Here is a 15,655-nt window from a genome sequence, read left to right as displayed (position 1 = left end):
TCACTTCAGTAAGACTACCAGCGAATTCTGACAAGCTGATGACATGGGCAAAAGCAGGATTGCGAATACCCACTTGATTTGGTACGAATAACTTAACACGTACTCCAAATACTTCTTGGGCCAATTCAACGACACCTGGAAGAAGAGCATTTCCACCAATCAAGACAATACCTCCTGGCAAGTCTAACAGGTGACGTCTTTCCAAGTCTTGCTTAATTTGCTCAAAAATGTGCTTAAGTCTTGCTGAAATAATCTCAGCCAAGTATTCTTCAGTTACTTCAACTGGTTCAACTTCACCGATCACTTCAACTTGGAATGTTTCCTTGCTAGCTAGTGGTGGATAAGCTTCCCCATAGTTCAGTTTTAGACCTTCTGCAATTTTCTTAGAAGTCTTGAGAACTTTTGAAATGTCTTTTGTGACATAATCGCCACCTTCTTGGTTAACATTTGTATATTGAAGTTCTTGGTTGCGAATAGTGGCAACAGTCGTTTGCCCACCACCCATGTCGATAACAGTCGCACCAAACTCACGTTCACCTTCATTCAAGACAGAGTGAACCATTGCAAGAGGTGAAATAATCACGTTATCGACTTGAACGCCTACACGCTCAACAGTTTTACGAAGATTGTGGAGGATCGTACGTGGGCCAGTGTACAAGAGACCGCGCATTTCCAAACGCACACCCATCATCCCGCGAGGATCACGAATTCCTTGGAATCCATCTACGACAAATTCCTCTGGAATAAAGGTGATAACTTCACGGTCTGGAGTCATACTTTTAGTCAAGGCTGACTTGACCACATTTTCGACATCTTGATCCGTAATTTCTTTTGTATCTGATGTCACTGGAATCATGCCTTGAGTTGGCTCCACTTGTAGCAAATTAGCTGGCAAACCAACATTTACAGACTTGATTGAAATTCCTGCTTTTTCTTCTGCTTGAGAAATTGCAGACTTAATAGCAGTCGCTGCTGCTTCGATGTCAACGATAATCCCATCTTTGACACCTTTACTTTTGGCATTGCTCACGCCAATTACATTTACTTCACCATTTACAAGCTCTGCAACCAACACTTTAATAGAGCTAGTTCCGATATCTAAGCCTGTAAAAAAACCATTTCTAGTCATTACACTGTGTCCTCTCTATCTTCCCAGTTTCACACTTCTATTTTTAATAGCTACACCAAGGCATAACTACTCACAGAATATTATAACACAAAAAAAACATTCGTGCTCGAATTTTCTAACATTTAAACAAGCTTTTTCTTGAATTTTTATAATTATCCGACGATTGCATATACGAGCAAACAAAAAAAGAAAGAGAATCTCTCTTCTCTCTCTTTCTGTATACATTTTGGCCTAAAGTAAGGCTATTTTTTATGGTCCTGTTTGTAAAATTCTTTCAAGGCATCTCGCCAAGTTGGGATGACAAATCCAGTAGCTTTGGCTTTGGCAAGGCTCATCGTTGAGTTTAGTGGACGTTTAGCTTTGGCAGGAAATTGACTTGAGTCTACTGGCTTGACTTCGACATCTGTATCCTTCAAAATTTCAACTGCAAAGTCATACCAAGTTGTGTCTTCCGTCGCATCATTTGACAAATGATAATAACCAAATTCCTTGCGATTTTCAGCTAGGAAAGTCATGAACTCGGCCAAGGTACGCGTCCAGGTTAGTCGACCATATTGATCATTTACAACTGTCAATGTCTTATGAGTTTTAGCAAGATTTTGCATCGTGAAGACGAAGTTTTTACCGTAATTTCCAAAAAACCAGGCAGTACGTATAATATAGAAGTTTGAAACGTGTTTTTCTACAAGCTCCTCTCCCATACGCTTAGTACGACCATATTCTGTTTGGGGATCTGGTTTGTCATCCACTTCCCACTCTTGTCCAACTGGTTTCTTACCGTCAAATACATAATCGGTAGAGATGTAGACTAGAGTTGCACCATGCTTTTCGGATGCTTTTGCGACATTTTCTGTCCCTGTCACATTGATGGCAAAGTCCAATTCTTTCCCTTCATCCTCTGCTGCATCAACAGCGGTGTAGGCCGCACAGTGATATACTAAAGTCGGTTTCACCTCTTCAAAAACTTTCTCCACCATTGCTGCATCGGTAATGTCCATCTCAGCCACATCTAAGTTGAAAGTGGATAGTAAATCATCGGTTTATCATAAACCGGCATCAGTTGTTTTGATGCAGCTCGAGTCAACGGATATAAACGTGTCCCCGAACCACCTGCGAGAATAATACCTTTCATAATAGGGTACCTTTATTTGTTGTTTTACAATAATTAAATTGTTAAAAATGCAAGTTTCAGTAACCAAACTCATCCGTTACTACACTAAGTGCACGCTCAATGACCACATGCATATCGTAGTATTTATAGTCTGCTAGACGCCCACAGAAGATAACCTTATCATTTTTGGCTGCTTCTTCTTGATACTTGGCAAACATAGCATTATTTTTGTCGTCGTTAATCGGATAGTATGGCTCATCCCCACGTTTCCAATCTGCTGGGTATTCGCGAGTAATGACTGTCTTCGGTTGTGTACCATACTCGAAGTGCTTATGCTCAATGATACGAGTATAAGGAATCTCACGCTCTGTGTAGTTGACCACTGCATTTCCTTGATGGTTTTCCTCATCCAAGACTTCGTGTTCAAAACGAAGACTGCGATATTCTAACTCACCATGTTTGTAATCAAAGTACTGGTCAATCATTCCTGTAAAGACAACTTTTTCAGCTGATGCTTCGAGTTCTTCACGATTTGCAAAGAAGTCAATTCCTAGTTCCACTTCAACATCACTAAGCATGTTTTCAATGATGACGTTGTACCCACCGATTGGAATTCCTTGGTAACGGTCATTAAAGTAGTTATTATCAAAAGTCAAGCGAACTGGAAGGCGTTTGATGATAAATGGTGGAAGGTCTGTTGCTGAACGGCCCCATTGTTTTTCAGTGTATCCCTTGATCAACTTTTCGTAGATATCTGGACCAATCAACTTGATAGCTTGTTCTTCAAGGTTTTTAGGCTCAACATCTTTCATGTCAGCCGTTTGCTCGGCAATCTTATCCTTAACTTCTTGCGGAGTCTTGGTTCCCCACATAGCGTAGAATGTATTCATATTAAAGGGAAGATTGTATAGACTGCCCTTGTAGTTGGCTACTGGTGAGTTAATATAGTTGTTAAACTCAGCAAACTGGTTGACATAGTCCCAAACTTTTTTATTTGAAGTATGGAAAATGTGAGCACCGTACTTGTGAACGTTGATACCTTCAACATTTTCACAGTAGATATTTCCACCAATGTGATCACGCTTGTCAATCACTTTTACTTTTTTGCCACGTTTTGTGGCTTCGTGTGCAAAGATTGCCCCTGACAAACCTGCACCAACGATAAGATAATCGTACATTTTTTCTCCTTTTTATAATTTAATGATTCGATTAAGATAAGGAACTTTCATTAACATTCTAATAACAATGAAACTTACACACAATGTAAATATAGAAAATAGTAAGTATGCCCCTACAAAACTAAAACCAAATAGTTTTTCCCACATCTTCATAATATAAGTGTGTACTATGAAAACCCCCATAGTTTGATTAGAAAGAGAAACAATCCATTTACTCTTATCTCCATTCAAATCAAGTGTGAATACTGTCAAAAAGATGCCTAAAGTTACAATCTTTACGAATAGAATATCATAAAAATATTCAGCAAAAAGATTATGATAAATTGTTTTCGCTAGAAAAAACATTATTATTGGTGTAATCAATAACAAAAGTAGGCTAATTATTTTCATCCAATTCTTAAACCTTGATTTGAGACTACACACATTAAATTGCGCTACAAAACCACCTAAAATATAATAGAAAAACCAGGTCCATAATCTGAAAGTTTGTACAACATATGTTTGTATCGGCATTTGAAGTAGAATATTTGATAACTCAAAAATCACCCCAATAGCGACCAATAAAGAAATAAGGTATAAATAGTTTCTTTTTGAATTTAGAAATTTTTTCAAAATCGGCAAACATAGATAGATAAGTATTAGTGCACCGAAAAACCAAAACTGAAAGAAATAACCTTTTTGTAGCAAAGAACCTACAATTTTTTTGATTGGATTAGTTGTAAAATCTCGTTTAAAAAGCCATACGATAAGTGTCCATGATGACACTGTTATTAGAATCCATTTTACTTTCTGGAGTATGTAGGGATAAGTTATCTCTCTCTTTCCTAACAATAAATAACCATTGACCATAAAAAATAGGGGAATAGAGTAGGTACCTAAATAATATAAATATGCCAAAAAATTCCATGAGCCTGTCTCTTTAAATCCGCCCATTGTTGTATGAAGTAAAACAACTCCAACACAGGCAAGCACTTTTATTAAATCTAGATTGATATTTCTAATTTTTCTCATTCTAGTTTTTCCTAATAAGTTGTTTTAATTCTTTCACATCTAACACTTTCATAGATAGAATTGCAAAAAGATAGATGATTCCACCAAGAACTGCAAATATTATAACATTTAAGGTTGGTGAAAAATGAATAACTGTTTTTGAACCTAACAAAAGGCCATACATGATAGCCGATGCGAGTACAATTTTTGCCATTGATCCAATAATAGGAACTTCTTTTAGATATCTGCGAGTATAGTACAATTGAATTACCCAAACTAGCGCCTCTGTCAAAACAGAGACAATGGCTGCTCCTATATAACCTAACTTGGGTAGGAATAATAGATTCAATCCAACGCTAATAATGGCTGGAGCTGTTGTTGAAATCATAAATTCTTTATTTTGGTTATGGGGGATCAACATCTGAATTCCCATTATATTAGTCCAACCAATAAAGAACATCCTGAGAACCATAATCGCAATTGCATAGCGTGCATCTTGAAAATCTTGTCCTAGAAAGAACTGAACGAAATCATCATTCACAATCAGAATCCCAGCCATAATCGGAAAAATAAGTAAATTATAAATCAAAAAAGACATCTCATGCATCTTGTTTACTGCCTTACGTTCACCTGTCGCAAGCAGATGAGATACTCGTGGCAGCATAACACTTCCCAATGAAGTTACAAAGGTTAGAAGAATATTTACCAATTTTAGGGCCTGATCGTAGATGCCAACGTCTTTTGTAGAAGCAAGCGCTCCAAGCATGGTACGATCTAAGGTAACATACAAAGAAATCGCAACTTGTGGTAGGAACAATAAAATAATTGGCTTCAAATGCTGTCTGGCGTATTCTATATCAACATGAAACTTGCCGATAAAGTCTCGAGCCGGCAACCACATACTGAGTTGTCCCAAGAGTTCAAATATGGTTAACAAAAAGACATAGAGATAAAGATCGTTTGCAGATTTAACAAAGAGAAAGATAGAGATGACACCAACGAGTTTGACCGTGATATTTCGAACAGTAATCTTTCGAAAATCCTCCAACCCTTGAAAGAGCCAGGAAATATCTAGGCCTTTCGAAACCAAACTCAATCCTAAAATATAGGCGACTGGATTTTGCATAAAAGGAAGAGTTAGACAAAGAACAAGGTACAAGAACAGAGAAAGAAGCGTTGCACCCAGTTGCAATGAGTAAATCCCCCAAAAGTTTTTTTCAATCTCCTTGCGATTTCCAGAGATTACCTTAGTACCATAGTTAGCAACGCCAAGACTAGCCAGCAAAATAAAGTAAGTAACTATCGAACTAAAGTATCCGTATGTCCCTAAATCATTAGAACTAAAAACCCGTGTTACATAAGGTGTTGTAATAATAGGGAGTATAATTACCAATAATTGATATGAAAGATTGTAAGCATAGTTTTTTATTACTTTCATTTTACTTTATAACTTTCTTTTAACAAGATAGTCGAAATAACTATCTTTCACTGTTTCATCTTCTTTATAACTACTTTTGAAAAGTTGATTTTTTTTCGTTTCATTTTTCCATTCTTCTTTGTTATAACTATCTTTACTATGTATTCTCAACCAAAAGATGTCTTCTTGACTAGAATATCTAGGGATACTTTTTATTATTTCCCTTATCTCTTCAAATTCATCATATAGATAATCTAAACCAAAGTCAATTATAAAATAATCAGGTAATACTTTATTATTTTCAATTTGATCTAATAAAAAAGCTCGCATTGCTCGGGAAACAATGTTCCCTTTCTCTCCACTCAAACAAAATGAAACCCAGCGTTTATTTGTTATATTGTCATCCATTGATTGGCTGGAATTATCCCTATGATTTATCGAAGAAAATTCTCTTTCTAATATTTCAATAGGGAAATCTGGATGGACATACATCGTTGAATCTAACCAAATTCCTCCATATTGTTCCATTAGCATAAATCGGATTAAATCTGAAAAATTTGCAACACCTATACTACCCTTCTCCAACTTTGCATATACGAATTCAGGAACTACTAGATACTTATCTATATTATTTTTATCAATAACTACTGTCGTATAACCATTAGTTTCAGCAAATTTTCTAATATAATAGAGTGTACTTTGGACTAACTCAGGTGCATTCTCTTCTCCTTGCCACCACATAGTCCAGATAAATTTAGGAAATTCAGTTTTTTGTATTAAAGTATTACTATTCTCCAGAAAAACTTCTTTAATTTGGGAAAAATTCGTAGTTTTTTTAATGTGTTTCTTTATTACATAATTTCTTAATTCTCTAGATTTTGTATTTCTTAATAGTTCTACATATGCATTAACTAATTTGATAGTAAATGGTTTATCGCCACTAAGATGTTGAATCGTAAGTGATAATCGATTAATAATTTTATGTATCATATATACTCCTACAACAACTATACTTTTTTAGACTTCTTAGAGTAGCTAGACAATAAGTCAAACAAGAAGTAATTTGAATATCTTAAAACTTTAGCTTTTTTCCCTTGTTTATGATAATAGAACTCAGAATTTATTGATTTTAATTTCTGATCAAAATCAATAAGTTCCTTTTTACCTTGTTTAGTATCTTCCATTGATAGACAAACATTTGTCATAATAGTAACACATCTAGCAATTGTCTCTTTAACTAGATTTTCCAGAATACTAGACAAAGTATGTTTATTATAAAAGTCAAGCAAAGCGAATGTGACATGATTTACCATTTTTCTATTTTTTATATAGTTCTGAATACTCGTACTCTGTCCCTCGTAACCTCTACGATACTGATAAACAGAGTCAGGCGTATAAGTTATTGTTTTGATAAATGGAGTTGGAAAAACAATGTACTCCATGTCAACGTAGAACATATTCTCATCAATTTTTATGTTATTATCTCTTAAAATAGAGGTTTTTATTGTTATAGAATGCATTCTAGGTAAAATTTGAATCTGTTCTAAAAAATTCACATAATCATAATCCTGGTATGGTTTTAATGAACAATCTTTAAAATAGTTATTTTCTACCTTTGTACCATCATCTTCAAAAACATCTGTATATGGAGAAATAATTTCATCGGCATCTGTTTTATGAAGAAATTGTACAAGTTTTTCAAAATTTCCACTATCTACCCAATCATCAGCATCAACAACTTTAAAGTACTTCCCTTTAGCTTCCCTAATCCCAGCATTAATTGTAGAACCATGACCGCCATTTTCTTTATCGATTATATTAACTATGCCAGGATACTCTTTTTCAAGTTCCTGAGCAACTTGAAGCGTTTCATCTTTAGACCCATCATTTACAATTAAAACCTCAATATCATCTCCACTACTAATAGAAGCTAGAGTCGGAATAGTTTCCTTCAAAAATGAAGCTGCATTGTAGGATGGAATTACAACGCTAAGTATTTTTTGTTTTTTCAATTTAGTTCCCCTTTACTTTTCAAATTGAGACTTTTTAGGAAATTTATTATCAAATATTTTACGAACAAAGTTAACTTCATTAATAAAATTTTCGGTATGTTCATCATCGTTTATACACAGAAACTTATTCTTTTGTTTGTGAATAATAGATTCAATCTTTCCTGAATAAGCCAGAGGCACATATTCACCCACACTGAGATTCTGTGGCATAAATGAATTTGTTTCAATATTCCAATAGCTCATCAACCAATGGTTAACATCTTTAGTTGAACGAAATTTGTTTTTACAAACTTGGTCTAGAAGTTCCCCTTCCTTATTCCAAATCTCTGCAAAAGTGCTTTTCAAATGAGGCATAGCAACATGGGCATCATGATAACCAATAATCCCTGAATAAAAAATGCTAAATAGATTATACAGATTGAACTTTCCATAACCTACATTAAAAAATTTACCCTTATGTTGTGATAATGTTTTTTTATCATGAAAGTATTTATTCATTATTAATAAATGATTGAAATTGATATAATCAAATTCTTTTGTTGGAACTAATGGTCTATAGATACTCAACAATCGAGGTAAGTTATTTATAAACAAATCTTCTTCTTTTAAAAATGTGTTAATAAAAACATCATCACTAAACAGAACGAACTGCTCACTCAATTCCTTAATCCTAAAAAGATTTAGTTCAATTACATTTGAACTAAAAGTTGGTAAATATTCTTTTGGAATATAATCTTCATGTTTTACTATCTTCAATTTAGGGTGATTTATATTTAACCACTCTGGTAAATGTCCATATGTAATGAAATAAATATTATTAACCCATGGGGCATATTTTTCTACCGCTCGAAACCAATATTGAAACAAATCCATATCTCTGTATCTTGTTTCATCATTTAAAGTCGGCCTACCATCTAGAACTTCGTATTTCTTCTTTTCCTCACGCCACACTGGATCATTTCCATTAACCCATGTAACTACAAAATCAATATTATTAACCATGTTATCTTCCCTAAACTAATTCTAGTAATTGTTTTTCAAGGTTTTGAGCAGCTATCTTAATGTCGTAGCCAGATTTCTCAAAATTATCTCGTATATCTTCATAATTTAAACGAGTTGTTGTACGAATCATTTCATCAAGGAATTTTGCCCATCTTTCTTCATCGGCTTTCAATGAATAATAAAAAATATTTTCATTAATTTTTGCCTCCTGAGGCATAGCTTCTTCTGACAATAGTATAGGAAGACCGTTCGCTTGAGCCTCTAAAGGAGCTAATGGCAGGCCTTCAAATTTTGAAGGGAAAAAGAATAAGTCAAAAGCACTTAACCATTCTGATATATTCGACTGAACACCTACAAAGTACACCTTATCTTGAACAGATAGCTCCTCAGCCAATAACTTTAATTTATCCAAGTCTTCTCCTTGACCAACTAGAACTAAGCAGACATCATTTCTAAATTCCTGTAATTTAGCCAAGACTCTTATCATAAATTCTTGATTCTTCTGAAAATGCAAACGCCCTACATGACCTAGCACAAATTTATTATCTAATTTATAAGCAGTCCGAATTTTATCTCGTGCCTCAGAAGAAAAAATAGAAGCATCCATGTTAATAGCATTTGGAATAATCTTAACTTTTCCAATGGTTTCTTCGTTGTAAAACCATCTTGCAGCTTCATGCGAACAAGCCCAAAAATCGGTTGCCCACTTTTCAATTCTGTCTCTATTATGGTTATGTAATTTCTCACGAAGTTTGGTATCCATATTTTGACTATTATGGCTGTGTACAATTCGGACTGGAATACCAAAATATCTTGCAAATTTCAAATAGTCAACATTTGCCAAACTATTAATATTAACCCAAATCGCTTGATAATCCGATGCATACTTTTTAAAGAATCTATACATTTCCCAATAATAACGTATCGGATTTTTACTTCTTGCTGTTACATGAAAAACTCTTGCTCCTTTAGAAACAAGTTCACTCTCATAAGCTATTTTAGCATTTGAATTACATAAAAAATCTAAGGCTAACTTTTCGCGATTAAATTCACGAAAATAATTCATTATGAACGATTCAACACCGCCAGGGTTTTCATTCATCCCAAATACTAGAATTCTTTTCATTAACTTTTTCTTCCTTCTTTGAATTTGTTTTGCCCCACTCGAATGATGTAAACCAATGCCGCTAAATGATACAAACGTTTTTTCAAAAAAAATAGAGGTACTAGTGATAGATTTCGAACACTAGAGACAGATAAATTTTGTATAGGATCAGAAAACATGGGCCTCTTATAGAGCCTAGTCATTTCCCTAATTTTTTCTCTGAAACTCTTTACACTATCAAAATGGAAGACTTCTCTAACCATTATTAAATTAAAATGTGCCAACTTATATAGTGAAAAAGCTTCTCGAATAGAATTATCACTATCCTCTAATACTTTTGAACTCTCAGCCAACGAAACAATATAACCTTCTAATTTATCTGAAGAAAACGTCCTCATTGTTGAAGGAGAATCAATTGAGTAATGATATAAAGTTTGAGAAGATATTGTTAAACTTTGAATCCCCAAAAGAAATCTAAGATAAAAATCACTATCTTCTGAAACTCTTAAATTTGTGTTAAATTCCAACCCACTCTCGACAATTATACGTTTATTAAATGCTTTTCCCCATACTGTCATGTATTTGGTTGGTTCAGAAAGAGATTTAACTATAAATGGGTTAAGATCATCTATCAATTCTACATCTTCTGAAAATAGTTCTATTTTTTTATACCCTTTTTCATAGTTATAAACGCATAAATCTGTATTATTGGTTATTAAATTTTCAATAATAATATCTAAATCCGGCTCCAATAAATAATCATCTGCATCTAAAAAAATAAGCCACTTTCCTTTAGATTTTTCGATTCCTAAGTTTCTGGCAAAACTGGTTCCTTTATCAGATTTTAAGACTCGTATATTTGAGTTTTCGGTCGCTAATTTTTGAGAAATTTCAAATGATTGATCTGTTGAACCATTTTCAACAATAATAATTTCAATCAAATCTCGATATAATCTGCTATTTATAACACTTTTTACTGCTCTAATAATCGTATCTTCTCCATTATGTAATGGAATAATAATAGAAATCAATATTTTTTTCATAATCAATTACCATAAGTACTCAAAGATTGTGTGGTACGGTAGTGTTTCATACATATTTCTCTGCAAAACCATGAATACAAAAAAGCTAAAGTACCCCAAAATAAAAAGTGTTGTAATGATAACCTTAGATTTATAATCTCTAATAGAGGAAATCAACCTAGGAATTAGAATAACATGCACAAGTACAAACATGTAAATAGTTCTTGAAGGAGTTGGGAAAATAGGCATGAGTATTGCAACTAGCAAGAGTACAAAATTAATATTCAAGTATAATTTTAAATCATCCCACTCTTTTTTGGGAACAAAGTAGTATAATAAAAATATAAACAAACACATTACAATTGTAACCAGTTGATGTTTTTTATCATATGCTCCTGTATAAAAACGAGAACCAATATATTCTGAATAAAAATTTAAATGCAACATTATCCGAGATACAAATTCAGAGCCGGAAAAAGAAAATAATGATGCAATAATTGGTAATGAAAAGCCAACAAACTTATTAATGCTACATTTTCCTAAAACTAAAAATAGTATATAGATTGCTGCACTAGAATGAAATAAACAAGCAATCCCTAAATAAATTATATAATGTAAACTTTTTTTTTGATTAATATACTTCAGAGCATAAAAAACAATCGCTGTAGCTATTGATTGGCGTATTCCTGATAAAGAAAAAGTAAAAAAAACAGTAGTTAGAAGCAAGAACACACTCAACATTACATTAGACGACTGTTGAACAATATATTTATATAGAAACCACATCAGAATAATGTGAAATATTGTAAAAATATAGAAATAATGTTGCTGATTAGCTAAGTAATAACCTAGGTAAACTACTAATTTATCTAAAAATTCGAATTTGACTGTCTGACTACCAGCTAACACATCAGGTATCTGATACAAACTATATGTGGTATAATCTATCCCTACATAAGCTCTAAGTGCTCCTATCAAGATGAGAGGAATAAAACCCAAAAAATAAACTGCCTCTTTCCATTTTTTTGATAGTTTAAAATACTTTATAAAATTAATTATCAACATTGAGAGAAGCATCGTACCAATGTAAATCAATTAGTTCCTCCTTAAAAACTCTGTCCATACTTCTTACCAAAAAATTTAGCCATTAAAAATGATTTCCCTTTTTCTATTATGTTAACTTTTTCTAAATACATAAAAGGAGCTTCTACTGGTAAGTAAGAATTTTTCTGTAGCCATACGTTGAACAATAGTTCACTTACACGACCAAAAAGACGTGCCTCAAATGCAGTTAACTCTGAAAGATCAATCTGATCAAACATACAATCTAAAATCGGAAACAGCCATTCAAAATAATTATTTGCTAATTCCTTTTTCATTATAAACATATTGAACATATAGCCACTACGTTGTTTCATAACCTTATCAAATGAATCAAGGTATTCAGGTTGTTGCTTCTCAATGACTTTTCTAGCCAAATCTAGATGGCTGGCATCTAATGTGTGTGCATAATGAGAATATAGAGTTTCAATATAATATTTTCTTTTTTTAGGAACTATTATATCTCCTTTTCTCAAAAGCAATTCAATTTCTTCCTGATTTAAAATTACTTCATCAATTTTTAGATTTTCTTTATAAAATTGAGTTTTCTTCGTGAAATATCGGCGGTAATGAACTAATCCAAGATAATCGCAATCTAGATTTTTCCATGCCCAATATAAACCTGTTAATTCACAATAATAAGGGTTTAACTGGGAAATGTTTTCCCCAGTATTATCCCCTTGATATCCCAAATCATCTTTTCCTTCACACCCCACATGGACTGGTAGATATAATTCTTTATTTTGCGGCATCTCAAAACTCTTATGAGTTGCAACAATAATTTTAATATTTGTCATACCCCTCCTACTTCGCTCCATCTCTCATCAATACAACTTTTACAGTTTTTAGCAATATTTCAAAATCTTTCCAGATGGTCCAATCATCGATATAAGCTACATCCAGTTTCACGACTTCATCGAAGTTTGTAATTTCACTTCGACCACTAATTTGCCACAAACCTGTAATACCAGGTTTAAAACTTAGACGACGTTTTTGTTCAGGTGTGTATTTTTCGTACTCATCTACAGTTGGTGGGCGCGTACCTACTAGACTCATGTCTCCAATTAAAACATTCCAAAATTGTGGCAATTCATCTAAACTAGTTTTTCGGATAAACTGTCCAATCTTAGTCACTCGAGGATCGTTATCGATCTTAAACATACCACCTTGCATCGTATTTTGATCCATCAACTGTTCCTTGATCGCTTCAGCATCGATTCTCATCGAACGGAATTTATAAAAGGTAAAGTAACGGCCATTTTTTCCGACACGAGTTTGTGAAAAGATTGCAGGCCCACCATCTTTCCGAATCATGGGAACTAGAAATAGACTCGCAATTCCACAAAGAATCAGTCCAACAATAGCACCACAAATGTCGAGGATACGTTTGGCAATGACATGACTCTGCTTGTAAAAATTTGTAGAAAATGTTACTACATTCAAACCCGCCATCTCATGAATTTGTTTATCACGACCTAAGTTTTTATCAAAAGCATTGAGATTGACTGTTACAGCGATTCCCATCGTTTCAAACTGAGAAATAAGAGCTCCGATGTCATAGTCCTCACTTGGAAGATTGACAAAAACTTCATCCACTACTTCATGCGTCGTATAGGTGAGTAGTTGCTCTCTTGGTACAACAAGTACCTTGTCATGAGTAAATTCTGGCTTATCTAAGACACATACAGCAACTAGTTCCCCTTGAACATCGTTAGCAGTTAACAATCTATCCAATACCTTTTCAGTACGTGATGTTGCTGTGATCAACAAAATCTTGCGGCTACCCTTCAAATTGTGGCTAAAGGGTTTCCAATAACGCTTCACAAAGAAACTGAGTAGATAATTCAAAACACCATACAAGGAAAGCAGATAGAGCATTCCTCGTCTAGAAATTACAAATTTTTCTTTTAGAAAGAAACTTGAAAAACTTATCAACAAGGCATAAAAGAGGATGTATTTGACCGTTTCAACTAGTTCAATATACTGACCTCGTTTGAAAAAATCCTTACCGTAGCCACTGATATAGAAGGCTGCAAAGTGAAGGAAAAAAAGGACAAATACTGTATCTAAAACAATATCAGTTTCTGAAATTGCAATCAGTATATAAGCTAATAAACTAACAAGTATACTCTGTAAGAACGCCAGAGTTACATTGTAGAAACCCCTTCCTTCCATACTAGTCTCCCTAACTTTATTTTATTTTTTTCCATAGGAACCATAAGAACCATAAGAACCATATCTTTCACGTTGAATATCAAATTTATTCAAAACGACTCCTAAAAATGGTTTCCCTGTGTGTTCTAACTGACTTTTAGCTTTTTGCACTTCTCTTCGTTTTGCAACACCAGCTTCAGTAACTAAAATGGATGCATCACATTTTTGTACTATAATGGCTGCATCAATTACGACTCCTATCGGCGCTGTATCGACGATAATATAGTCAAAATACTTGTGCAAGGTTTCAATCATACTTCCAAACTTATCACTCTGAAGAAGAGCTGTTGGATTTGGAGAAATTGCTCCAGATTGGATCATAAACAAATTCTCAACATTTGTCTCACAAAGGCCGTTCGACAAGTCCTGAGTGCCAGCCAGATAATCTGTCAAACCAGTAATTTTTTCTCTTGACTTGAATACTCCAGACATGACTGAATTTCGGATGTCAGCGTCGATCAAAAGCGTCTTGTAGCCTGCACGCGCAAAAGCCCAAGCAACATTAGTAGCTGTTGTAGACTTTCCTTCACTGGGGTCAACCGATGTAACGGCAATAACCTTTAAGTTATTACCACTCAGTTGTATATTTGTACGTAAAGCATTGTAGTACTCTTCTGCTTTTTTTACAGAGTTCAGTTTTTGTTGTGATAATTCTAACTTTGCCATAAGTTCTCCCTTACTTTAATTTATCCATATTTGGAATGACTCCAAGGAGTGAAATTTTCATAACATCTTCGATATCTTCTGGACGTTTCACACGGTCATCTAGTAACTCAACCAATAGAACCACGACAATCACCAAGCCTGCACCAGCACCGATTCCCATTAAGGTATTGCGACGGATATTTGGTGAAGATGGTCCAGTAGCTGGACGTGCTTCTTCAAGAGTCGTTACATCCGAAACTCGAGTGACTGCGATGATTTTTTGTGCTGCAACTTCTCGCAGTGCATTTGCAATACGACTTGCTTCATCTGGTTTATGGTCGCTAACTGAAATAGATACGATACGTGTGTCTGCAGGAACTGTTACCTGAACCTTTTTCGCCAATGTTTTTGCATTGATAGTCAAGCCAAGATCAGAAACCACCTTTTCAAGAACATCTTGAGAAAGAATGATCTCACGGTAGTCCTTAACCAAGTATGTTCCTGCTTGTAGATCCTGATTTGTCAATCCTGGTTTATCACTTTGGTTTCGGTTTACCACATAGATTCGTGTTGTACTTCTATACTCAGGTTTGACTACAAAACTACTATATGCAAAGGAAACAGCTCCTGCTACGATAGCTACAAGGAGAATTAGTAGCTTCTTTGCCCATAGCGCCTTTAACAACTGAATAACGTTAATTTCAATAGTTTCTTGTTCTTTCATTTTAA

The 15,655-nt window shown here is 34.1% G+C and carries 14 protein-coding genes and 2 pseudogenes; all 16 read right to left on the bottom strand.

Going from position 1 to position 15,655, the window contains the following annotated elements; translation table 11 throughout:
• Nucleotides 1-1,129, bottom strand: a 1,129-nt coding sequence (gene ftsA, locus HMPREF2795_RS10005; RefSeq protein ID WP_075228809.1) for a cell division protein FtsA, incomplete at its 3' end; no start/stop codon positions are given.
• A gap of 242 nt (nt 1,130-1,371) precedes the next feature.
• A pseudogene (rfbD, locus tag HMPREF2795_RS10000) lies at nt 1,372-2,142 on the bottom strand (dTDP-4-dehydrorhamnose reductase); the annotation flags it as partial.
• A pseudogene (locus HMPREF2795_RS09995) lies at nt 2,142-2,261 on the bottom strand (sugar phosphate nucleotidyltransferase); the annotation flags it as partial. The pseudogenes HMPREF2795_RS09995 and rfbD, both read right to left, overlap by 1 nt.
• Before the next feature lie 56 nt (nt 2,262-2,317).
• On the bottom strand, nt 2,318-3,418 hold the full coding sequence (glf, locus tag HMPREF2795_RS09990) for a UDP-galactopyranose mutase (protein ID WP_075228808.1): 1,101 nt from the start codon (nt 3,416-3,418) through the stop codon (nt 2,318-2,320).
• Nucleotides 3,419-3,430: 12 nt separating this feature from the next.
• Nucleotides 3,431-4,429 (bottom strand): acyltransferase, encoded by a 999-nt coding sequence (locus HMPREF2795_RS09985; protein ID WP_075228807.1) that lies wholly within the window; start codon nt 4,427-4,429, stop codon nt 3,431-3,433.
• 1 nt (nt 4,430) lies between these two features.
• Nucleotides 4,431-5,846, bottom strand: coding sequence for a flippase (locus HMPREF2795_RS09980; protein ID WP_075228806.1), 1,416 nt, complete (start codon nt 5,844-5,846; stop codon nt 4,431-4,433).
• A gap of 6 nt (nt 5,847-5,852) precedes the next feature.
• Nucleotides 5,853-6,815: a capsular polysaccharide synthesis protein gene (locus HMPREF2795_RS09975; RefSeq protein ID WP_075228805.1), complete on the bottom strand. Its 963-nt coding sequence runs from the start codon at nt 6,813-6,815 to the stop codon at nt 5,853-5,855.
• Between the two features lie 17 nt (nt 6,816-6,832).
• Entirely contained in the window at nt 6,833-7,837 is a 1,005-nt protein-coding gene (locus HMPREF2795_RS09970) for a glycosyltransferase family 2 protein (RefSeq protein ID WP_075228804.1), read from the bottom strand.
• Nucleotides 7,838-7,849: 12 nt separating this feature from the next.
• Nucleotides 7,850-8,839: a stealth family protein gene (locus tag HMPREF2795_RS09965; RefSeq protein ID WP_075228803.1), complete on the bottom strand. Its 990-nt coding sequence runs from the start codon at nt 8,837-8,839 to the stop codon at nt 7,850-7,852.
• Between the two features lie 10 nt (nt 8,840-8,849).
• Nucleotides 8,850-9,965: a glycosyltransferase family 1 protein gene (locus HMPREF2795_RS09960; RefSeq protein ID WP_075228802.1), complete on the bottom strand. Its 1,116-nt coding sequence runs from the start codon at nt 9,963-9,965 to the stop codon at nt 8,850-8,852.
• Nucleotides 9,965-10,987, bottom strand: a complete 1,023-nt coding sequence (locus tag HMPREF2795_RS09955; RefSeq protein ID WP_075228801.1) for a glycosyltransferase family 2 protein — start codon at nt 10,985-10,987, stop codon at nt 9,965-9,967. The genes HMPREF2795_RS09960 and HMPREF2795_RS09955 overlap by 1 nt, the downstream gene beginning before the upstream one ends.
• Before the next feature lie 6 nt (nt 10,988-10,993).
• Entirely contained in the window at nt 10,994-12,061 is a 1,068-nt protein-coding gene (locus HMPREF2795_RS10475) for an EpsG family protein (RefSeq protein ID WP_148131310.1), read from the bottom strand.
• Nucleotides 12,062-12,072: 11 nt separating this feature from the next.
• Nucleotides 12,073-12,864, bottom strand: coding sequence for a DUF4422 domain-containing protein (locus HMPREF2795_RS09945; protein ID WP_075228800.1), 792 nt, complete (start codon nt 12,862-12,864; stop codon nt 12,073-12,075).
• Between the two features lie 7 nt (nt 12,865-12,871).
• Complete coding sequence (locus HMPREF2795_RS09940; RefSeq protein WP_000399058.1) at nt 12,872-14,242, bottom strand: sugar transferase; 1,371 nt, start codon at nt 14,240-14,242, stop codon at nt 12,872-12,874.
• Nucleotides 14,243-14,263: 21 nt separating this feature from the next.
• Nucleotides 14,264-14,947 (bottom strand): tyrosine-protein kinase, encoded by a 684-nt coding sequence (locus HMPREF2795_RS09935; RefSeq protein ID WP_001086091.1) that lies wholly within the window; start codon nt 14,945-14,947, stop codon nt 14,264-14,266.
• Nucleotides 14,948-14,957: 10 nt separating this feature from the next.
• Nucleotides 14,958-15,650: a CspC family polysaccharide chain length determinant protein gene (locus HMPREF2795_RS09930; RefSeq protein ID WP_075228799.1), complete on the bottom strand. Its 693-nt coding sequence runs from the start codon at nt 15,648-15,650 to the stop codon at nt 14,958-14,960.
• Between the last annotated feature and the right edge of the window lie 5 nt (nt 15,651-15,655).

It is taken from the genome of Streptococcus sp. HMSC056C01 (assembly GCF_001811305.1).
Taxonomy (GTDB): Bacteria; Bacillota; Bacilli; order Lactobacillales; family Streptococcaceae; genus Streptococcus.
Note: the sequence above shows the minus strand (reverse complement) of the source record. Positions and strands in the feature narration are given on the sequence as shown.

Excerpts from the sequence above, each read along its gene's own strand:
- glf (WP_075228808.1), bottom strand. The coding sequence starts at position 3,418 with ATGTACGATTATCTTATCGTTGGTGCAGGTTTGTCAGGGGCAATCTTT.
- HMPREF2795_RS09985 (WP_075228807.1), bottom strand. The coding sequence starts at position 4,429 with ATGAGAAAAATTAGAAATATCAATCTAGATTTAATAAAAGTGCTTGCC.
- HMPREF2795_RS09980 (WP_075228806.1), bottom strand. The coding sequence starts at position 5,846 with ATGAAAGTAATAAAAAACTATGCTTACAATCTTTCATATCAATTATTG.
- HMPREF2795_RS09975 (WP_075228805.1), bottom strand. The coding sequence starts at position 6,815 with ATGATACATAAAATTATTAATCGATTATCACTTACGATTCAACATCTT.
- HMPREF2795_RS09965 (WP_075228803.1), bottom strand. The coding sequence starts at position 8,839 with ATGGTTAATAATATTGATTTTGTAGTTACATGGGTTAATGGAAATGAT.
- HMPREF2795_RS09960 (WP_075228802.1), bottom strand. The coding sequence starts at position 9,965 with ATGAAAAGAATTCTAGTATTTGGGATGAATGAAAACCCTGGCGGTGTT.
- HMPREF2795_RS09955 (WP_075228801.1), bottom strand. The coding sequence starts at position 10,987 with ATGAAAAAAATATTGATTTCTATTATTATTCCATTACATAATGGAGAA.
- HMPREF2795_RS09945 (WP_075228800.1), bottom strand. The coding sequence starts at position 12,864 with ATGACAAATATTAAAATTATTGTTGCAACTCATAAGAGTTTTGAGATG.
- HMPREF2795_RS09940 (WP_000399058.1), bottom strand. The coding sequence starts at position 14,242 with ATGGAAGGAAGGGGTTTCTACAATGTAACTCTGGCGTTCTTACAGAGT.
- HMPREF2795_RS09935 (WP_001086091.1), bottom strand. The coding sequence starts at position 14,947 with ATGGCAAAGTTAGAATTATCACAACAAAAACTGAACTCTGTAAAAAAA.
- HMPREF2795_RS09930 (WP_075228799.1), bottom strand. The coding sequence starts at position 15,650 with ATGAAAGAACAAGAAACTATTGAAATTAACGTTATTCAGTTGTTAAAG.